Annotated in this window: 18 protein-coding genes; 3 read left to right on the top strand and 15 right to left on the bottom strand. The window is 68.4% G+C overall.

Translation table 11 applies throughout. The annotated features are described in order from the left end of the window. Positions 1-70: 70 nt before the first annotated feature. From tuf to ACY48E_RS01055, 15 genes are all read right to left on the bottom strand, one after another. The gene (gene tuf, locus ACY48E_RS01125) at positions 71-1,261 is read right to left on the bottom strand and encodes an elongation factor Tu (protein ID WP_462870205.1); all 1,191 of its coding nucleotides are present in this window, start codon (positions 1,259-1,261) and stop codon (positions 71-73) included. A gap of 107 nt (positions 1,262-1,368) precedes the next feature. Then, the gene (fusA, locus tag ACY48E_RS01120) at positions 1,369-3,471 is read right to left on the bottom strand and encodes an elongation factor G (RefSeq protein ID WP_462870204.1); all 2,103 of its coding nucleotides are present in this window, start codon (positions 3,469-3,471) and stop codon (positions 1,369-1,371) included. Positions 3,472-3,564: 93 nt separating this feature from the next. After that, a complete protein-coding gene (gene rpsG / locus ACY48E_RS01115) occupies positions 3,565-4,035 on the bottom strand; it encodes a 30S ribosomal protein S7 (RefSeq protein ID WP_462870203.1) in 471 nt (156 codons plus the stop codon). A 1-nt stretch (position 4,036) separates the two neighbouring features. Beyond that, positions 4,037-4,411 carry a 30S ribosomal protein S12 gene (rpsL, locus tag ACY48E_RS01110; RefSeq protein WP_075839236.1) on the bottom strand — a complete coding sequence of 125 codons (375 nt, stop codon included), beginning with the start codon at positions 4,409-4,411 and terminating at the stop codon, positions 4,037-4,039. A 273-nt stretch (positions 4,412-4,684) separates the two neighbouring features. Then, the gene (locus ACY48E_RS01105; RefSeq protein ID WP_462870202.1) at positions 4,685-5,203 is read right to left on the bottom strand and encodes a DUF3558 domain-containing protein; all 519 of its coding nucleotides are present in this window, start codon (positions 5,201-5,203) and stop codon (positions 4,685-4,687) included. Beyond that, positions 5,200-5,763, bottom strand: coding sequence for a DUF3558 domain-containing protein (locus tag ACY48E_RS01100; protein ID WP_462870201.1), 564 nt, complete (start codon positions 5,761-5,763; stop codon positions 5,200-5,202). The genes ACY48E_RS01105 and ACY48E_RS01100 overlap by 4 nt, the downstream gene beginning before the upstream one ends. Before the next feature lie 42 nt (positions 5,764-5,805). Next, entirely contained in the window at positions 5,806-6,534 is a 729-nt protein-coding gene (locus tag ACY48E_RS01095; protein ID WP_462870200.1) for a TetR/AcrR family transcriptional regulator, read from the bottom strand. A gap of 10 nt (positions 6,535-6,544) precedes the next feature. Beyond that, positions 6,545-7,321, bottom strand: coding sequence for an enoyl-CoA hydratase family protein (locus ACY48E_RS01090; protein WP_462870199.1), 777 nt, complete (start codon positions 7,319-7,321; stop codon positions 6,545-6,547). Next, entirely contained in the window at positions 7,321-8,487 is a 1,167-nt protein-coding gene (locus ACY48E_RS01085; RefSeq protein ID WP_462870198.1) for an acyl-CoA dehydrogenase family protein, read from the bottom strand. Before ACY48E_RS01085 ends, ACY48E_RS01090 begins: the two co-directional genes overlap by 1 nt. After that, positions 8,484-10,472 (bottom strand): acetyl/propionyl/methylcrotonyl-CoA carboxylase subunit alpha, encoded by a 1,989-nt coding sequence (locus ACY48E_RS01080; protein WP_462870197.1) that lies wholly within the window; start codon positions 10,470-10,472, stop codon positions 8,484-8,486. Before ACY48E_RS01080 ends, ACY48E_RS01085 begins: the two co-directional genes overlap by 4 nt. A gap of 11 nt (positions 10,473-10,483) precedes the next feature. Further along, positions 10,484-12,082: an acyl-CoA carboxylase subunit beta gene (locus ACY48E_RS01075; protein ID WP_462870196.1), complete on the bottom strand. Its 1,599-nt coding sequence runs from the start codon at positions 12,080-12,082 to the stop codon at positions 10,484-10,486. Next, positions 12,079-13,227 (bottom strand): acyl-CoA dehydrogenase family protein, encoded by a 1,149-nt coding sequence (locus ACY48E_RS01070; RefSeq protein ID WP_462870195.1) that lies wholly within the window; start codon positions 13,225-13,227, stop codon positions 12,079-12,081. The genes ACY48E_RS01075 and ACY48E_RS01070 overlap by 4 nt, the downstream gene beginning before the upstream one ends. After that, the gene (locus tag ACY48E_RS01065) at positions 13,224-14,966 is read right to left on the bottom strand and encodes an acyclic terpene utilization AtuA family protein (protein ID WP_462870194.1); all 1,743 of its coding nucleotides are present in this window, start codon (positions 14,964-14,966) and stop codon (positions 13,224-13,226) included. The genes ACY48E_RS01070 and ACY48E_RS01065 overlap by 4 nt, the downstream gene beginning before the upstream one ends. Continuing rightward, the gene (locus tag ACY48E_RS01060; RefSeq protein WP_462870193.1) at positions 14,963-15,781 is read right to left on the bottom strand and encodes a TIGR03084 family metal-binding protein; all 819 of its coding nucleotides are present in this window, start codon (positions 15,779-15,781) and stop codon (positions 14,963-14,965) included. The genes ACY48E_RS01065 and ACY48E_RS01060 overlap by 4 nt, the downstream gene beginning before the upstream one ends. An 82-nt stretch (positions 15,782-15,863) precedes the next feature. After that, entirely contained in the window at positions 15,864-17,132 is a 1,269-nt protein-coding gene (locus ACY48E_RS01055) for an MFS transporter (RefSeq protein WP_462870192.1), read from the bottom strand. A gap of 103 nt (positions 17,133-17,235) precedes the next feature. Here ACY48E_RS01055 and aroQ point away from each other — a divergent pair, with 103 nt between their 5' ends. Genes aroQ through ACY48E_RS01040 form a run of 3 tightly spaced genes read left to right on the top strand, consistent with a single transcriptional unit; the run spans position 17,236 to position 19,045 of the window. Further along, positions 17,236-17,751, top strand: coding sequence for a type II 3-dehydroquinate dehydratase (aroQ, locus tag ACY48E_RS01050; protein WP_462870191.1), 516 nt, complete (start codon positions 17,236-17,238; stop codon positions 17,749-17,751). Between the two features lie 18 nt (positions 17,752-17,769). Next, positions 17,770-18,546 carry an acyl-[acyl-carrier-protein] thioesterase gene (locus ACY48E_RS01045; RefSeq protein ID WP_462870190.1) on the top strand — a complete coding sequence of 259 codons (777 nt, stop codon included), beginning with the start codon at positions 17,770-17,772 and terminating at the stop codon, positions 18,544-18,546. A gap of 7 nt (positions 18,547-18,553) precedes the next feature. Then, positions 18,554-19,045 carry a SixA phosphatase family protein gene (locus tag ACY48E_RS01040; protein ID WP_462870189.1) on the top strand — a complete coding sequence of 164 codons (492 nt, stop codon included), beginning with the start codon at positions 18,554-18,556 and terminating at the stop codon, positions 19,043-19,045. Positions 19,046-19,057 lie beyond the last annotated feature (12 nt).

The raw sequence follows: 19,057 nt of genomic DNA, 5'->3' as shown, positions 1-19,057 counted from the left end.
CCCGTAGCCGGAGGCTACTTGTTGATCGCCCGTAGCCGGAGGCTACTTGTTGATCGCCCGTAGCCGGAGGCTACTTGTTGATTTTCGTGACGCGCCCGGCGCCGACGGTGCGGCCACCCTCGCGGATCGCGAAGCGCAGGCCCTCGTCCATGGCGACCGGCTGGATCAGCTTGACGGACATCTCGGTGTTGTCACCGGGCATGACCATCTCGGTGCCCTCGGGGAGGGTCACGACGCCCGTCACGTCCGTGGTACGGAAGTAGAACTGCGGGCGGTAGTTGTTGAAGAACGGGGTGTGACGACCACCCTCGTCCTTCGACAGGATGTACGCCTGGCCCTCGAACTCCGTGTGGGGAGTGGTGGTGCCGGGCTTGACGACGACCTGTCCACGCTCGACGTCCTCGCGCTTGATGCCGCGGACGAGGAGGCCGACGTTGTCGCCCGCCTGGCCCGAGTCGAGCAGCTTGCGGAACATCTCGATGCCGGTGACGGTGGTCTTGGTCGACTTCTCCTTGATACCGACGATCTCGACGTCCTCGTTGACGTTGACCACGCCACGCTCGATACGGCCGGTGACCACGGTGCCGCGGCCGGTGATGGTGAAGACGTCCTCGACGGGCATCAGGAACGGCTTGTCGGTCTCGCGGACCGGGTCCGGGATGGAGTCGTCGACAGCCTGCATCAGCTCGGCGACCGACTCTGCCCACTTCGGGTCACCCTCGAGGGCCTTGAGAGCGGACACCTTGACCACCGGGGCTTCCTCGTCGAAGTCCTGGGCAGCGAGGAGCTCACGCACCTCCATCTCGACGAGCTCGATGATCTCCTCGTCGTCGACCATGTCGGCCTTGTTCAGAGCCACGAGGATGTAGGGCACACCCACCTGACGGGCGAGCAGCACGTGCTCGCGGGTCTGCGGCATCGGGCCGTCGGTTGCTGCGACGACGAGGATCGCGCCGTCCATCTGTGCCGCGCCGGTGATCATGTTCTTGATGTAGTCGGCGTGACCCGGAGCATCGACGTGCGCGTAGTGGCGCTTCTCCGTCTGGTACTCCACGTGCGAGATGTTGATCGTGATACCGCGAGCCTTCTCCTCGGGAGCCTTGTCGATCTGATCGAAGGCGAAGCTCTCGTTGAGGTCGGGGTACTTGTCGTGCAGAACCTTGGTGATTGCTGCGGTCAGCGTCGTCTTGCCGTGGTCAACGTGACCGATGGTCCCGATGTTGACGTGCGGCTTCGTCCGCTCGAACTTCGCCTTCGCCACTGTGTGTCCTCCTGGACTTCTCGTTTGCCTGCGGGGTGCAGTGCGTGTGGTGTGTTGACAGGTGGTGCGGTAGTGCTGGTCCAGCTCCGGGGAGAAGTAGGGCGAACCTACTCTCCGGTGGCCTTCGCAATGATTTCCTTCGAGACGTTCGCGGGAACCTCTGCGTAGGAATCGAACACCATGGAGTAGTTCGCGCGACCCTGGGTACGAGACCGCAGGTCACCGATGTAACCGAACATCTCCGAGAGCGGAACCAGCGCCTTGACGACACGGGCACCACTGCGTTCCTCCATGGCCTGAATCTGGCCACGGCGGGAGTTCACGTCGCCGATCACGTCGCCCATGTACTCCTCGGGCGTGGTGACCTCGACTGCCATGAGCGGCTCGAGGATCACCGGACCGGCCTTGCGGGCCGCTTCCTTGAGAGCCTGCGAACCGGCGATCTTGAATGCCATTTCCGACGAGTCGACGTCGTGGTAGGCACCGTCGAGGAGGATGAGCTTGAGGTTCACCAGCGGGTAGCCGGCGAGAACGCCGTACTGCATGGCGTCCTGCGCACCGGCGTCCACCGACGGGATGTACTCGCGCGGCACGCGGCCACCGGTGACCTTGTTCTCGAACTCGTAGGTGGCGCCGTCCTCACCGGTGAAGGGCTCGAGGGCGATGATCACCTTGGCGAACTGACCCGATCCACCGGTCTGCTTCTTGTGGGTGAACTCGTGCTTCTCGACGGTCTTGGTGATGGTCTCGCGGTAGGCCACCTGCGGCTTGCCGACGTTGGCCTCGACCTTGAACTCGCGACGCATGCGGTCGACGAGGATGTCGAGGTGGAGCTCACCCATGCCGCCGATGACGGTCTGGCCGGTCTCCTCGTCGAGCTTGACCGAGAAGGTGGGATCCTCCTCGGCGAGCTTCTGGATGGCGGTGCCGAGCTTCTCCTGGTCGGACTTGGTCTTGGGCTCGATGGAGACCTCGATGACCGGATCCGGGAACGTCATCGACTCGAGGATGATCTGGTTCTGCGGATCGCACAGCGTGTCACCGGTGGTGGTGTCCTTGAGACCGATGACGGCGTAGATGTGGCCGGCACTGGCGGTGGGCACCGGGTTCTCCTTGTTGGAGTGCATCTGGAAGAGCTTGCCCAGACGCTCCTTCTTGCCCTTCGTCGAGTTGACGACCTGCGAGCCGGAGTCGACCTTGCCCGAGTACACGCGCACGTAGGTGAGCTTGCCGAAGAACGGGTGCGTGGCGATCTTGAACGCCAGCGCCGCGAACGGCTCGTCCGCCGACGGCTTGCGCACGATCTCCTTCTCCTCGTCGCCCACGGCGTGGCCGACGGTCTCGGCGACGTCGAGCGGGGAGGGGAGGTAGTCGATGACGGCGTCGAGCATGGGCTGAACACCCTTGTTCTTGAACGCCGAACCGCACAGGATCGGGTAGAGCTCGGAACCCACGGTGAGCTTGCGGATGGCGCCCTTGATCTCCTCGATCGTGAGCTCCTCACCGCCGAAGAACTTCTCGAGCAGCGCCTCGTCGGACTCGGCGACGGTCTCGAGCAGCTCCTGGCGGTACTGCTCGGCCTTCTCCACGAGATCGGCAGGAATGTCCTGCACCTCGTACTTCTCGCCCAGCTTGGTCTCGCCGGTCCACACCTTGGCCTTCATCTCGACCAGGTCCACGATGCCCTCGAAGCCGTCCTCGGCGCCGATGGGCAGCTGGATCACCAGCGGCTTGGCGCCGAGGCGGTCCTTGATGGTCTGGACGGTGAAGTAGAAGTCGGCGCCCAGCTTGTCCATCTTGTTGACGAAACAGATGCGCGGCACGTCGTACTTGTCGGCCTGACGCCACACCTGCTCGGACTGGGGCTCGACGCCCTCCTTGCCGTCGAACACCGCGACGGCGCCGTCGAGCACACGCAGCGACCGCTCGACCTCGACCGTGAAGTCCACGTGGCCAGGGGTGTCGATGATGTTGATCTGATTGTCGTTCCAGAAGCACGTGGTGGCAGCGGAGGTGATGGTGATGCCACGCTCCTGCTCCTGCTCCATCCAGTCCATGGTGGCTGCGCCGTCGTGGACCTCACCGATCTTGTAGGAGATACCGGTGTAGAAGAGGATGCGCTCGGTTGTGGTGGTCTTGCCGGCGTCGATGTGCGCCATGATGCCGATGTTGCGGACCTTGTTCAGGTCGGTCAGCACGTCCTGTGCCACGGATTGATCCCGCCTCTGGTTCGAAAGAATGGGTTGTCGGTGATCGATGCCCGCGCCCGTCGCGTGTGGAGTGCGACGGGCCGGGCACCGGTGTCACCAGCGGTAGTGAGCGAATGCCTTGTTGGCTTCGGCCATCTTGTGGGTGTCCTCGCGGCGCTTGACCGCGGCACCGAGACCGTTGCTCGCGTCGAGCAGCTCGTTGGCGAGACGCTCGACCATCGTCTTCTCGCGGCGTGCGCGCGAGAACGAGACCAGCCAGCGCAGGGCCAGCGTCGTGGACCGGCCGGGGCGAACCTCGACCGGGACCTGGTAGGTGGCGCCACCGACGCGACGGCTGCGGACCTCGAGGGCCGGCTTGACGTTGTCGAGTGCGCGCTTGAGGGTGACCACCGGATCGGTGCCGGTCTTCTCCCGTGCCTGCTCGAGCGCCTGGTAGACGATGCGCTCGGCGGTGGACTTCTTGCCGTCCAGCAGGATCTTGTTGACCAGCTGGGTCACCAGGGGCGACCCGTAGACGGGGTCGGCGATCAGCGGGCGCTTGGGTGCGGGTCCCTTGCGAGGCATATCAGCTCTTCTCCTTCTTGGCGCCGTAGCGGCTGCGAGCCTGCTTGCGGTTCTTGACGCCCTGGGTGTCGAGCGAGCCGCGGATGATCTTGTAGCGCACACCCGGGAGGTCCTTCACACGACCACCGCGCACGAGCACCATCGAGTGCTCCTGCAGGTTGTGGCCCTCACCGGGGATGTAGGCGGTGACCTCGACCGCGCTGGTCAGGCGCACGCGCGCGACCTTACGCAGAGCGGAGTTCGGCTTCTTGGGGGTGGTGGTGTACACGCGGGTGCACACGCCACGGCGCTGGGGACTGCCCTTGAGGGCAGCGGTCTTGAGCTTCGCAACCTTGTCGGTGCGACCCTTGCGGACCAGCTGGTTGATTGTTGGCATGAACCGGCTTTCTTCGTGTCGTACTTCTCGTGTTCGAGAATCAGGGATCAAGCAGTTGGAGCAAGAGAACGCTGCTCCTCACCCGGTACCGACACCGCGGGTCACTTGCACCCCGCGGTCGGGTGTGTCGCATACCCCCACACGGCAGCCGATCAGCACGATCCATCCGGACTGTACGCACGGCTGTACCTCGCATAGGCACACAGACGGCCCGGACCAGCCGGGCACAGCCCTCGACGATACCCGCCGCCGAGGGTGCGGGTCAAAAATCACTCACGCGCTGGTGTTGAGGGAGAGCTGCATCAGCTTGGTGGCCGCCGCGCAGGGATCGGTGGCGCTGCCCGGGCGGTACTGCACCCACCACCCGATCACCCCGTAGTCCGGCGACCCGGCGGTGACACCGCACGACGCGGGGTCCTCGGGTTGGCGGATCTCGATGGCCCGTCGCGAGGAGATGGTGACATTGGTGACCGTCCACCCGAGCTTCTCGTTGGTGCTGCGCTCGACATCGAGGGAACCGTTCTCGAACCAGTCGAAGGTCACCGACGTCGCCCCGCCGTCGACGGCCCACCGGCAGATCGCACCGATGAACTCGGAGTCGATCGTGGTCCCACCGACCACCTCGGCGATCTTGGCGTCCTCGACCGTCTTGCACTCCTGCAGCAGCAACCGGTACTGGTCGTCGGTCGGGTCCGGACCCAGGGCGGTGGGGGTTCCGGTGACCGAACGCGAGCACCCGGCGACGAGCATCATCAGCACGCCGAGGACGGCCGCGATCCGACGGGCCCTCATTTCGCCCGCTCCACGACCTTGGTGAGCAGCGACTTCGCAACCTCACACGGATCGGCGGTCGGTGGGGACTGGGCGTAGGTCACCGAGAAGTGCACGAAGTCCGCGTCGAACTGCACCCCGATCTCGCAGAGCGCCACCACGCCACCCACCCCGAGGCTGGTGGCCTCGAACCCGGGCCGCCCGCTGATCTCGATGTCCTGTGGCGGTCGGCCGATACGATCGGAGCCCGCCCGCTCACGCCCGATGGGACTGCCGCGATACCAGGAGAAACTCACCCCGGGCGAATCGAGACCGGCGGTCCGCCAGACGCACCCGACGGAGTTGCGGACGATCGTGGTGAACGAGGGGACGGCGAACGCGGTGCGCACCTCGTCGTCGGTGACCGAACCGCACACTCCGAAGAACGGTCCGGGCGGGGCGACGGAGGTGGTCACCACCCCCGGATCCGCCGGCGCATCGGACGACGCCGATTCCGACCCGCACCCGGCCAGCAGGGTCACGGCAGCAACGGCGGGCAGCGTGACGCGCACCCATCTGCGCTGCTTCGGTAAGGCGGACACGCAATCAGAGTGCCAGACGCGCGAGCGCCGAGCGTCATCCGCTCACCCCCCAGCACTGCGCTCAGGTTGCGGCCTGCGCGCAGTGCTGGGAGCGGTGCGTCCGCGGCGAGGGGTCGGCGGCGCCTCGGCGGGGGTTGTCGAGACGGTGCTGAGCGCCGCGTCGAGCTGCACCGCCCATGCGCGCACCACCGATGCCCGCCGCTTGGAATCGTCGGTGAGGAGCCCGGCCAGCCCCAGGCCGCGCGCGAGGTCGAGCGTGGCCTGGACCAGGGAGTGCGCGACGGGATCGGTGTCGTCCACACCGAGGGTCTCGACGGCCATGCGGTGCGCCCGACGCCCGAACGTCTCCTCCAGCGGGACCATCCGGTCGCGCAACTGCGGATCGGCTGCCGCCGCCGTCCACACCTGCAGCGCGGCCCGGAACAGCGGGCCGGTGTAGTAGTCGATCAGACGGGCCACCACCTGCTCGGTGTTGCGTGGGCCCGCACGGCGCGCCCCGAGCTCACGGGTGACGTTCTGGGTGCGCTCGTCGAACATGTGCTCGAGGGCGGCGGTGATCAGATCCTCACGGGTGGGGAAGTGATGCTGGGTGGCCCCGCGGGAGACCCCGGCCCGCTCGGCCACGGCGCCGACGGTGGTGGCGTTCCACCCCTGTTCGGCGAGCGAGTCGATGGTCGCCTCGAGCAGTCGTGCGCGGGTGATCCGACTGCGATCCTGCTTGGGTTCACGGTCGACGACCCCGATCGCCGGCTGCTCGCTCGTACTCGTCACGGCGCCCCTCCTACGGTGTCGGCGCCCAGCGCGGCGCCCTCTTCTGCAGGAACGCCATCATCCCCTCGCGCGCTTCCTCCGAGGCGAAGAGCCGGGCGGAGGTCGCCGCCAGGTCGTCGGCGCGGGCGTCGAACTCGGCCAGCACCGCGCGGGTCATCAGGGCCTTGCACTCGGCCAGTCCCTGCGGTGAGGCCGCGCGCAGCGCCTCGGTGATCTCGGCGAGGGTGGCCGACGGCTGCTCCGCGGCCACCGTGATCACCCCGAACCGGGCGGCCTCCTGCGGCCCGAACTTCTCCCCGGTGAGCAGGTAACGCCCGGCTGCACGCGCGTCCATCCGCGCGAGCACGGTCAGGGAGATGATGGCCGGCGCCAACCCCAACCTCGATTCGGTGAGCGCGAACGTCGACGCCGGTCCTGCCACCGCGATGTCGCACGCGGTCACGATGCCCATGCCCCCGGCACGCACGTGACCGTCGATGACGGCGATCACCGGCTTCGGGCACTCGAGAATCGCCCGCATGAGGTCGACCAGCTGCTGCGTCCGCCCGGCCGGGGATGCGCCCGCTTCGGTGAGATCGGCACCCGCACAGAACGTCCCGCCCGTGTGCGTGATCACCACCGCGCGCACGTCGTCGTCACCGGCCGCGGAGGCCATCGCGGCGATCAGCCCCTCGACCATCGCGGTGGAGAGCGCGTTGCGGTTGTGTGGGGTGTCGAGGGTCAGCGTGGCGATCGAGTCGGCCACCACCACCCGGACCGCGACGGAGTCGGTGTCGGTGGAGCCCATCAGTACGACCGCTCGAGCCCCAACGAGTGCTGGGCGACGAAGTTGAGGATCATCTCGCGGCTCACCGGTGCGACGCGACCGATGCGCGCGGCACCGAGCATCGAGGCCAGACCGTAGTCGGCGATCAGACCCGCTCCGCCGTGCGTCTGGATGGCCTGGTCGAGGGCCTTGATGCTGGCCTCGGCGGCGGCGTACTTGGCCATGTTGGCGGCCTCGGCGGCACCGAAATCGTCGCCCGAGTCGTAGAGGAACGCGGCCTTCTGCATCATCGTGCGCGCCAGCTCGAGTTCGATCTTGCACTGGGCGAGCGGGTGCGCGATGCCCTGGTGCGCACCGATCGTGGTCTTCCAGACCTTGCGTTCGTTGGCGTACTTCACGGCGGCGTCGATGGCGTACCGGCCGATGCCGACGGCCATGGCCGCGCCCATGATCCGCTCGGGGTTCAGACCCGCGAACAGCTGCGCCAGGCCCGCGTCGGGCTCACCGACCAGAGCCTCGGCGGGCAGGGCGACATCGTCGAGGAAGAGCATGAACTGGTGATCGGGCTCGACGATGTCCATCGTCATCTGCGTCTTCGTCAGACCCGGCGCGTCGGTGGGAACGATGAACAGCGCCGGCTTGAGCTTGCCCGTCTTCGCGTCCTCGGTACGCGAGACCACCAGGATCGCATCGGCCTGGTCGACCCCGGAGATGTACATCTTGTTGCCACTGAGCAACCATCCGCCCGTGGACTCGTCACGCCGGGCCGTGGTGCCGATCTGGTGGGAGTTCGACCCCGCGTCGGCCTCGGTGATGCCGAAGACCATGATCTTCGAGCCGTCGGCGAGAGGGGTCAACCACTCCTGCTTCTGAGCCGGCGTGCCGTACTTGGCGATCACCGTGCCGCAGATCGCGGGCGAGACCACCATCAGCAGCAGACCCGCGCCCTGCGCGGAGAGTTCTTCGAGCACCAGCGCGAGTTCGTAGATTCCCGCGCCACCGCCGCCGTACTCCTCGGGCAGGTTGACCCCGAGGAACCCGAGCTTGCCCGCCTCGTTCCACAGTTCGGTCAGCGGCTCCCCCACGCGAGCCCGCGGCAGCACGTAGTCCTTGTAGTTGAAGCGCGCGGCCACACCGGCCACGGCGGAGCGCAGTTCCTTCTGCTCGGCGGTTTCGGTGAAGCTCATGACTGCTCTCCTTCGATGAGTGCGAGAACGGATCCCACCTCGACCTGCTGGCCGAGGGTGACGTGCAACGACGTGAGAACCCCGGCCGTGGGGGCGGACAGGGTGTGTTCCATCTTCATGGCCTCGAGCCAGAGGATGGGTTGGCCGGCGACGACGGTGTCGCCGACCGAGGCACCGATGCGGATCACCGACCCTGGCATCGGTGCGAGCAGCGATCCCTCGGCCACCTGCTCGGACTGATCGACGAACCGCGGCACCACCTCGAGCCGCACGGGCCCGAGGGCGGAGTCCACGAACACCGTCTCCCCGTATCGGCGTACGTGGAACTGCCGACGCAGCCCCGCGGTGTCGAGCACCACGGTGTGCGGCTGCGCGGACACCACCACGGGGGCCGGATCGGCGAATCCGACCGGCTCGTATCCGCTGCGGGTGCGTCGATAGTCGATGTCCACCGGCTCCCCGTCGGCCAGGAACTGCTTGCGTACGGGCGCCGAGGCGAGGTTGCGCCACGCACCGAACCCACGCAGGACGGACGCACGCGCCTCGACGTCGGCGGCGTCGGCGATCGCGGCGGCCAGCGCGGACAGGCGCTGCGCGGGGCCGTCGGCGAGGGGTGCGGCGAGGACGTCGAGACCGTGCCGGTCGAAGAATGCGGTGTCGGTCTCACCGGCCAGGAACGCGGGGTGCCGCAGCACGGTCACCAGCAGGTCCCGGTTGGTGCGCAGTGAGTGCAACGTCGTGCGCTCGAGCGCGGAGGCCAGCAGCCGGGCGGCCGCGGTGCGCGTCGGGGCCACCGAGATCACCTTGGCGAGCATCGGGTCGTAGTCGACACCGACCACACTGCCGTCGACGATTCCCGAGTCGAGTCGGATACCGGTACCGGTGAGCACCTCGAACTCGCTGCGCACACCGGGAACAGCGAAGGCGTGCACCGGTCCGCTCTGCGGTTGCCAGTTCTGGGCGGGGTCCTCGGCGTAGAGCCGCACCTCGATCGAATGCCCGGTGATCGGCGGCTGCCGGGCGGGCAGCGGTTCGCCGGAGGCGACGGCCAGCTGCAGCGCCACCAGATCGAGTCCGGTCGTGTTCTCGGTGACCGGGTGCTCCACCTGCAGGCGGGTGTTCATCTCGAGGAAGTAGAAGTTGCCGTCCTCGTCGGAGAGGAACTCCACCGTTCCCGCACCCTCGTAACCGATCGCGTTCGCGGCGAGGACGGATGCCTGGAACAGTCGCTCGCGCATCCCCGGCGTGCGCTCGACCAGAGGCGACGGCGCCTCCTCGATCACCTTCTGGTGTCGACGCTGAATCGAGCACTCCCGCTCACCCACCGCCCACACCCCGCCGTGCCGATCGGCCATCACCTGCACCTCGATGTGCCGGCCGGTCTCGAGGTAGCGCTCGCAGAACACCGTCTCGTCACCGAAGGCCGACTTCGCCTCGCGCGCAGCGCCTTCGATCTCCCCGGCCAGCGCCGCGAGATCGCGCACCACCCGCATGCCGCGGCCACCACCACCGGCGGATGCCTTGACCAGCACGGGCAGGTCCGCGGCCGTGATCGTGGCCGGGTCCAACCGGCCCAGCACCGGCACCCCGGCATCGGACATGATCTTCTTGGACTCGACCTTCGAGCCCATCAGCTCGATGGACTTCACCGGCGGCCCGATCCACGTGAGCCCGGCGTCCTGGACCGCCCGCGCGAAATCGGCGTTCTCGGACAGGAACCCGTACCCGGGGTGCACCGCGTCGGCCCCGGCGGTGCGCGCGGCATCGATGATCGACTCGGCACGCAGGTAGGTCTCGGCCGGTGTCCGCCCCGGAAGTCGCACGGCCACATCGGCTTCGGCAACGTGCGGGGACCGGGCATCGGGGTCGGAGAACACCGCCACCGTGCCCAGCCCGAGGGAGCGCGCGGTGGTGAACACGCGGCGCGCGATCTCGCCGCGGTTGGCCACCAGGACCCTGGTGATGGTCGGGTTCGAACTGGTCATGGTCGTGGCCCTCACATCCGGAAGACACCGAAGTTGGCGGTGCCCTCGATGGGGGTGGTGGCGATGGCCGACAGGCACATCCCCAGCACGGTTCGGGTGTCGCGGGGATCGATGACCCCGTCGTCGTAGATGCGTCCGGAGAGGAACATCGGGAGCGATTCGGCCTCGATCTGCGCTTCGATCGCCGCGCGCATGGCGGCGTCGGCGTCGGGGTCGACGGCCTGCCCACGCGCCGCCGCCGCGGCCTGCCCGACGATCGAGATCACGCCGGCGAGCTGCGCGCCGCCCATGACGGCGGACTTCGCACTGGGCCAGGCGAAGAGGAACCGCGGCTCGAATGCGCGACCGCACATTCCGTAGTGCCCGGCGCCGTAGGAGGCGCCGATCAGCAGCGAGATGTGCGGGACGGTGGAGTTGGCGACGGCGTTGATCATCATCGATCCGTGCTTGATCATCCCGCCCTCCTCGTACTCCCGCCCCACCATGTACCCGGTGGTGTTGTGCAGGAACAAAAGTGGGGTGTTGGAGCGGTTCGCCAGCTGGATGAACTGGGTGGCCTTCTGGGACTCGGCCGAGAACAGCACCCCACGCGCGTTGGCGAGGATGCCCACCGGGTACCCGTGCAGCTCGGCCCATCCGGTGACCAGGGACGACCCGTAGAGCGGCTTGAACTCGTCGAAGTCCGAGCCGTCGACGATGCGGGCGATCACCTCGCGCGGGTCGAACGGGATCTTCAGGTCCGCCGGGACGATGCCGAGCAGTTCCTCGGTGTCGTAGAGCGGATCGATCACCACCTCCCGCGGTACCGGACCCTTCTTCTTCCAGTTCAGGCGGGCGACGATGCTGCGTCCGATGCGGATGGCGTCGTGCTCGTCGACGGCGTAGTGGTCGGCGAGGCCGCTGACCCGCGAGTGCATGTCCGCACCGCCGAGCGACTCGTCGTCGGACTCCTCACCGGTGGCCATCTTCACCAGCGGCGGACCGGCGAGGAACACCTTGGAGCGCTCCTTGATCATCACGATGTGATCGCTCATGCCGGGGATGTACGCGCCACCGGCGGTGGAATTGCCGAACACCAGCGCGATCGTGGGAATGCCCGCCGCCGAGAGCTGGGTGAGGTCGCGGAACGTCGCGCCGCCGGGGATGAACACCTCCTTCTGAGTCGGCAGGTCCGCACCCCCGGATTCGACGAGGGTGATCACCGGCAGTCGGTTGGTCCGCGCAATCTCATTGACACGCAGGCCCTTACGCAGCGTCCACGGGTTGGAGGTGCCGCCGCGGACGGTGGGATCGTGCGCGATCACCAGGCACTCGACGCCGCTGACCACACCGATACCGGTGACCACGGAGGCGCCGACCTGGAACTCGCTGCCCCACGCCGCGAGGGCGCACAGCTCGAGGAACGGCGTGTCGGGGTCGAGGAGAAGCTCGATGCGCTCGCGGGCGAGCAGCTTGCCGCGCTTGTGGTGGCGCTCGATGTACTTGGGTCCGCCGCCGGCGAGGGCCTTCGCGTTCTCGGCCTCCACCTCGGCGAGCTTGGCCGTCATGGCCGCCGCCGCCGCGGTGTACCCGTCCGAAGCGGTGTCGAGGGTCGATCGCAGAGTGCTCATGCCGAGAGCCCCAATCGTTTGGCCGCGAGGGAGGTCAGGATCTCGGTGGTGCCGCCGCCGATGCCGATGATCCGCATGTCCCGGTACTGCCGCTCGACCTCGCAGTCGCTCATGTAGCCCATGCCACCGAACAGCTGCACGGCCTGGTGGGCCACCCACTCCCCCGCCTCCACGGCGGTGTTCTTGGCGTGACAGACCTCGGCGACGCAGTCGTGATCGGTGGTCATCGACATCTCGACCACGTGCCGGGTGTAGACGCGAGCGACGTCGATGCGTCGATGCATCTCGGCGAGGGTGTTCTGCACGGCCTGGCGGGCGATGAGCGGCTTGCCGAACGTCTCGCGGTCACGTGTCCACGCCACGGTCAGATCCAGGCACCGCTGCGCACTCGAGTACGCCTGCGCGGCCAGGCCGGCCCGCTCGGAGACGAACGCCCGCGCAATCTGCGCGAACCCGGTGTTCTCGGCGCCGACGAGGTTGGTCACCGGCACCCGCGCGTCGACGAAGGCCAACTCGGCGGTGTCCGAGGCCCGCCACCCCATCTTGTCGAGCTTGCGGGTGACGGTGAATCCGGGTGTGTCCGTCTCGATCACGAGCAGCGAGACCCCGGCGGCGCCCGGTCCGCCGGTGCGCACGGCCGTCACCACGAAGTCCGCGCGACAGCCGGAGGTGATGTAGGTCTTCGAGCCGTTGACCACGTAGTGATCGCCGTCGCGAGTCGCGGTGGTGCGCAGGTGGCCCACGTCCGATCCCCCACCCGGCTCGGTGATGGCGAGCGAACCGATCTTCTCGCCCGAGAGCGTGGGGCGCACCCATCGCTCGATCTGATCGGGGTCGCCGGCGGCGATGAGGTGCGGCAGGGAGATCCCGCAGGTGAACAGCGACGCGAATAACCCACCCGACGCGCCTGCCTCGTGCATCGCCTCACAGATCACCAGGGAGTCGGCGCCGTCGCCCCCACCTCCGCCCACCGATTCCGGGTAGGGCGCACCGAGCAGGCCCAGCGCGCCGGCGCTCTTGTGCAGCTCGCGCGGGATCTCTCCCCGCGCCTCCCAGTCGTCGAGGTTCGGCAGGATCTCGTGCTCGACGAAACTGCGCACCGTCGAGCGCAATTCCTGCCGCTCCGCGCTCGTCCACATGCTCATCGATCGCTCTCCTTGTTCGTTGCTGCGAGCAGGGCTCCGTGGTTGTCTGCGAGCAGGGCTCGGGGAATGTCGAGGTGGCGACCGCGCAGCCATTCACCGAGTCCCTTGGCCTGCGGGTCGAAGCGGGCCTGCGAGGCCACGCCCTCGCCGAGGATCCCCTCGATCACGAAGTTCAGGGCCTTCACGAGCGGGAAGACGTGCCGCGTCACGGTCAGCCGCGCGGTCTCGGGGAGAAGTTCCTGGAGCTTCTCGACAGTGAGAGTGTTTGCGAGCCAGGCGAACTCGTCGTCGGTGCGCACCCACACCCCAATGTTGGCGTTGCTGCCCTTGTCCCCGCTGCGGGTGGCGGCGAGGGCGCCCAGCGGGGCGCGGACGGTCTCGCCCGGATCCGCAGCCGGGGGCAGCTCGACCGTCTCCTCGGGCGCCTCGGCGACCGTACGCGCGGGCGGCGGGATGTCCACCCGCTCGCCGCCGGGTAGCACCGCGGTGTGCTCGGGGGCTCCCTGATCGATGTACGCCGGGTCGAACACCCCGTACGGCGACGCGGACGAGGGGGGCGCGGTGACGTGGAAGCCGGGGTAGCTGGCGAGCGCGAGTTCGACGGCGGCAGAGGAGAATCGACGTCCCACCACATCGGGATCACCGTCGCGCACCGCCAGCCGCAGCAGGGCGCTGGCGGTCTCCTCGGTGTCGGCGTCGAGGTGATCGGTGCGCGCGAGCGTCCACTGCACCTCCCGCGGGGCGGGGGTCAGGGCGTCGGCCATCTGGCGGCGAACGAGCTCGGCCTTGGCGTCGATGTCGAGACCGGTGAGCACGAAGGTGACCTCGTTGCGGAAGCCACCGATCGTGTTCCGTGAGACCTTGACCGTCGGTGGCGGCGGCTCGCCCACCACCGAGGTGATCGCCACGCGGTCGGGGCCCACCTGCTCGAGCCGCACGGTGTCCATGCGGGTGGTCACGTCGGGGCCGAGGTAGCGGTGCCCGGCGATCTCGTACATCAGCTGAGCCGTCACCGTCCCCACCGTCACCGCGCCGCCGGTCCCGGCGTGTTTGGTGATCACCGACGAGCCGTCCTCGGCGATCTCCGCGATCGGGAAGCCGGGGTGCGTCAGGTCCGCGATCTCGCCGAAGAACGAGTAGTTGCCGCCGGTGGCCTGGGTGCCGCACTCGATCACGTGACCGGCCACCACCGCACCGGCAAGTTTGTCGTAGTCCTCACGGCCCCAACCGAATCGGGATATCGCCGGCGCGATGACCACCGACGCGTCGGTGACACGGCCGGTGACCACGATGTTCGCTCCGGCGTCGAGGCACCGTGCGATCCCGAACGCACCGAGGTAGGCGTTGGCGGTCAGCGGCGATCCGAGATCGAGTTCGTCGCGGCGGGCGAGCACGTCGTCGCCCTCGACGTACGCCACCGACGCCGCGATCCCCAGCCGGGTGGCCATCTGCTCGATGGTCGCCGCGAGGCCGGCGGGGTTGAGGCCACCGGCGTTGGTCACGATGCTCACGCCCCGCTCCACCGCGAGGCCCAGGCAGTCCTCGAGTTGGCGTTCGAAGGTGCGGGCGTACCCGCGCGCGGGATCCTTGGCGCGGTCGCGGTCGCGGCCGAGGATGAGCATCGTCAACTCGGCGAGGTAGTCGCCGGTGAGGTAGTCGAGTTCGCCGCCGGTGAGCATCTCGCGCATCGCCGAGATCCGGTCACCGTAGAACCCCGAACAGTTGCCCACGCGGATCATGCGCCGACCCCCGCTCGGCGGGAGCCGCGTGCACGGCCGTCACCGGGTGGGCCGGCGAACGCCTGCGCGATGCCGAGCCAGCGCTGCGCCTGCGATCCCAGCGCGCGCACGTCGACATCGTCGAGGTGTGCGCGCTGCGTCACCAGCAGACAGAAATCGAGCGCGGGCCCGGTGACCCGGTCGGTCGCGTCGTCCGGACCCCAGGACCAGGTGTCGCCGTCGGGGGCGGTGAGTTCCACACGGAACGGCTCGGTCGGTGGCTGCTCCCCGCGGGAGATGAACGCGAAGTCTCGGGTACGCACACCGATGTGCGCGACGTGGCGCAGGCGAGCGGTGGGCTCGCGGACCACACCGAGGGCGTCCGCGACGTCCTGGCCGTGTGCCCAGGTCTCCATGATGCGGGCGGTGGCCATCGAGGCCGCACTCATGGGCGGTCCGAACCACCCGATGCGGGCACCGGAGGGCACCTGCGCGAGAGCCTCGGCCAGGGCGTCCCGACCGGCACGCCAGCGGGTGAGCAACTCGAACGGTGGTTCGGCCTCGATGCCGTCGAGCACCCGGTCCACGGCGTCGAGACCGTGGACGAGCAGGGCCCGGGTGCGCTCGGCGAACTCCTCGGCTGCGCGGGCGTCCCCGGCGGCTGCGCGGGTGGTCACCGCGGCGATCTCGTCTGTCCAGGTCAGGTGCCCGATCTGGTGGGCAATGGTCCAGCCGGCGGCCGGGGTGGGCGTTGTCCAGCGCTCGGCCGGGAGTTCCGCGACGAGGTCGTCGAGATCGAGTCCCTCGCGCCGCAGATCGGCCAGTATGTGGTCCATCACACCTCTACCGTGCGTCATCCGGCGCAAAAAAGCAAGCACGATTGCTTGTTCCGCTGGGGCGGCGGCGAGATCCCCGACCTCAGCGCGCGCCGCGCATCCGTTCACGGACCTGATCGAACGTGCGCGGAACCACCCCGGCGTCGCGTCGTGCGAGGCGCCGGTAGTGCACCACCGCCACCGCGGCCAGGGCCCACACCGCGAACTGGCCGAGCCAGGCGATGCGGAAGTTCGCGAAGGTGTATCCCCCCAGCTCGGCGAGGATCAACCCCATCACCTGCATCACCACCAGCGCGGCCACGAAACCGCCCATGTTGACCATCCCCTGCGCGGTACCCCAGGTGGTCGACGGGTTGAACAGACGGGCGTAGTCGAAGCCGACGAGCGAGCCGGGTCCACCCACCGAGATCACCACCACCAGCAGGGTGAGCAGCCACAGCGGGGACGGTGTGGAGCGGATCAACACCAGCGCCCACATCACCGCGCTCGAGCCCATGATGAACAGCACCATCCACGATCGACGGGTCGGGTAGCGGCCGCTGAGCACACCGATGATCACCCCGGCCACCACCGAGGTCACCACCGACACCGTCAGCAGCGCGCCGGCGGCGCCGGGCGAGAGCCCCTGCGCGGACACCAGGTACGGCACACCCCAGATCAGTGCGAACGTCGCGATGGGAAACGAGGTGCCCATGTGGCTGAAGAAGCCCAGTCGAGTGCCGGGTCGGCGCCACACGTCGGCGATGCGCCGGACGGTCTGCCGGAACGTCGCGGCCTCCGATCGCACGCGCTCACCGTTGGGTGAGTCGCGAATCACGCTCAGCGCCAACACGAACGCGAGCAGACCCACCGCGGCGGCGGACGAGAACGCCACCGTCCACCCCGAGGCCCGCAGCAGGGCCAGGAACGGTACCGCAGACAGGATCTGCCCACCCTGACCGAGGATCCCGCTCAACTGCGATACCAGCGGCACCCGCCTCTCGGGGAACCACTGCGGCACCAGTCGCAGCACCGAGATGAAGGTCATCGCGTCGCCGACACCGAGCAGTGCCCGGGCCCCGATGGCGATCGGCAGGGTGTCGGTGACCGCGACCACGATCTGCCCGATGACCATCACCCCCGCTCCGGCGGAGATCATCACGCGCGGGCCCACGCGGTCGAGCAGCACCCCGGCGGGGATCTGCATCCCCGCGTAGACCACGATCTGCAGCACCACGAACACCGACAGCAGACTCGGCCCCACCGAGAACCGCTGCGCCGCCTCGAGACCGGCGACACCGAAGGTGGTGCGGTGCAGCACGGCGGCCAGGTACGCCAGCACACCGACGCCCCACACCACCCACACCCGCATGTCGAGGAGTGTGCCCGTCAGCGAAGCGAACGATCTGCCCGCCCCCGGATGCCGAATCCGTTCCCGCGGTTGCGGCGCACCCCGGGCGGTAGTGTCCCCGGTCATGACAGTGTCCCCGGTCATGACCGACGCCGACGCCAGTGGGCCCACGGGGCACATCCTGGTTCTGAACGGGCCGAACCTGAACATGCTCGGCACCCGCCAACCCGAGGTCTACGGCACCGCGACCCTGGCCGACATCGTCGACGTGTGCACCCGGACCGCGACGGCATACGGGCGCACGGTGGTGGCCGAGCAGTCCAACCACGAGGGCGCGCTCATCGACTGGATACACGCCGCGCGCGGGACGGCGTCGGGAATCGTCATCAATCCCGGTGGCCTGACGCACACGTCGGTGGCTCTGCGCGATGCGCTGGTGATCCCCGAGGTACCCGTCATCGAGGTTCATCTGAGCAACATCCATGCGCGCGAGCAGTTCCGTCACCACAGCTACGTCTCACCCGTCGCCACAGGTGTGATCGCAGGCCTGGGCGTCGAGGGCTACCGCGTCGCGGTGCGGTACCTCTGTGAACACATGAACCGCGAACACACGATAGCTGTGAACGCGCCTGAGCTGTGAGTGGTGTAAGCAATACCTGTGACTGAGACGGCCGCGCATCTCGAGCATGCGCTCACTCCGTGTCCGGGCGAGGTGTTCACCACCGGATGGCCCACCCGCGCCGGTGATGTCGACGCCACCCGGCGGTTACGGCTCGACGGCATCGCCCGTTACCTGCAGGACGTGGGTATCGAGGACCTGCAGGCCTCGGAGATCCGCGATTCCGACCCGCTGTGGATCGTGCGGCGCACCGTGATCGACGTTCATGTCGACGCCACCATGAACGAGGAGCTGACCTTCCGCCGGTGGTGCGCGGCCCTGTCGACCCGATGGACCCACATGCGGGTCTCGCTCGACGGTGCGCTCGGGGCGTCGGTGCAGACGGAGGGCTTCTGGATCAACGTCGACGAGGAGAAGGGCGCGCCGTCGCGTATCTCGGACGTCGGACTCGAAGCGCTCGCTGCCACCGCCTACGAGACACGCCTGAAGTGGAAGCAGTGGCTCACCGATCCGGCACCCGAGCCCAGCGACGACGACATCGAATTCCCGCTGCGCTTCGTGGACGTGGACCCGTTCGATCACATGAACAACGCCGTCTACTTCGCCGCCGTCGAGGAGGCGCTGGTCGATCACCGCGACCTGACCGCGGAGCCGTACCGCGCGATCATCGAATACAACAAGCCGATTCGCGGCGACGCCCCGGTGACGCTGCGCCGGCGTCGGGTCGATCGGACGCTGACGATCTGGTTCGTGGTCGACGGTGAGCCCCGCACCGTGGTTCGGGTGTGTCCGCTGGCTGTTCTCGATCTGAGCTGAGGCGGGCATGGCCACGCTGATCCTGATGCGCCACGGCAAGTCCGGCTATCCCGACGGCGTCACCGATCACGAACGCCCCCTCGCCGAGCGTGGTCGGCGACAGGCCGCCGCCGCAGGTCACTGGATTCGCGCGAACCTCCCGACCGTCGACGCCGTGGTGTGCTCGACGGCCCTGCGTACGCGCGAGACCCTGGCGGCCACCGGTTTCGGTGATGTACCGGCGCGGTTCTGCGTGAGCGTCTACGGCGGGGACACCGCGGACCTCCTCGGTGAGATCACGGCCACCGATCCGACGGTGTCGACGCTCCTGGTGGTCGGCCACGAGCCCGGAATCCCCTGGACGGCACTGGAGTTGGCCGACGACGGTGACAGCGACGCCGCCCGCTGGATTCGCGGGGGCTTTCCCACCTCCGCCCTCGCGGTGCTGAGCGTCGACCTCCCGTGGGCCGACCTCTCCGCAGGCAGCGCACACCTGCGTCATGCCCTGCGCGTGGACTGACGGACAGGGCGC

Source organism: Rhodococcus sp. AZ1 (genome assembly GCF_054979605.1).
Note: the sequence above shows the minus strand (reverse complement) of the source record. Positions and strands in the feature narration are given on the sequence as shown.

Coding starts and splice junctions, on each gene's coding strand:
- rpsL (WP_075839236.1), bottom strand. CDS start 4,411: ATGCCAACAATCAACCAGCTGGTCCGCAAGGGTCGCACCGACAAGGTT.
- ACY48E_RS01065 (WP_462870194.1), bottom strand. CDS start 14,966: ATGATCCGCGTGGGCAACTGTTCGGGGTTCTACGGTGACCGGATCTCG.
- ACY48E_RS01080 (WP_462870197.1), bottom strand. CDS start 10,472: ATGACCAGTTCGAACCCGACCATCACCAGGGTCCTGGTGGCCAACCGC.
- ACY48E_RS01055 (WP_462870192.1), bottom strand. CDS start 17,132: ATGCGGGTGTGGGTGGTGTGGGGCGTCGGTGTGCTGGCGTACCTGGCC.
- ACY48E_RS01105 (WP_462870202.1), bottom strand. CDS start 5,203: ATGAGGGCCCGTCGGATCGCGGCCGTCCTCGGCGTGCTGATGATGCTC.
- ACY48E_RS01040 (WP_462870189.1), top strand. CDS start 18,554: ATGGCCACGCTGATCCTGATGCGCCACGGCAAGTCCGGCTATCCCGAC.
- ACY48E_RS01075 (WP_462870196.1), bottom strand. CDS start 12,082: ATGAGCACTCTGCGATCGACCCTCGACACCGCTTCGGACGGGTACACC.
- aroQ (WP_462870191.1), top strand. CDS start 17,236: ATGACAGTGTCCCCGGTCATGACCGACGCCGACGCCAGTGGGCCCACG.
- ACY48E_RS01070 (WP_462870195.1), bottom strand. CDS start 13,227: ATGAGCATGTGGACGAGCGCGGAGCGGCAGGAATTGCGCTCGACGGTG.
- ACY48E_RS01085 (WP_462870198.1), bottom strand. CDS start 8,487: ATGAGCTTCACCGAAACCGCCGAGCAGAAGGAACTGCGCTCCGCCGTG.
- ACY48E_RS01060 (WP_462870193.1), bottom strand. CDS start 15,781: ATGGACCACATACTGGCCGATCTGCGGCGCGAGGGACTCGATCTCGAC.
- ACY48E_RS01090 (WP_462870199.1), bottom strand. CDS start 7,321: ATGGGCTCCACCGACACCGACTCCGTCGCGGTCCGGGTGGTGGTGGCC.
- rpsG (WP_462870203.1), bottom strand. CDS start 4,035: ATGCCTCGCAAGGGACCCGCACCCAAGCGCCCGCTGATCGCCGACCCC.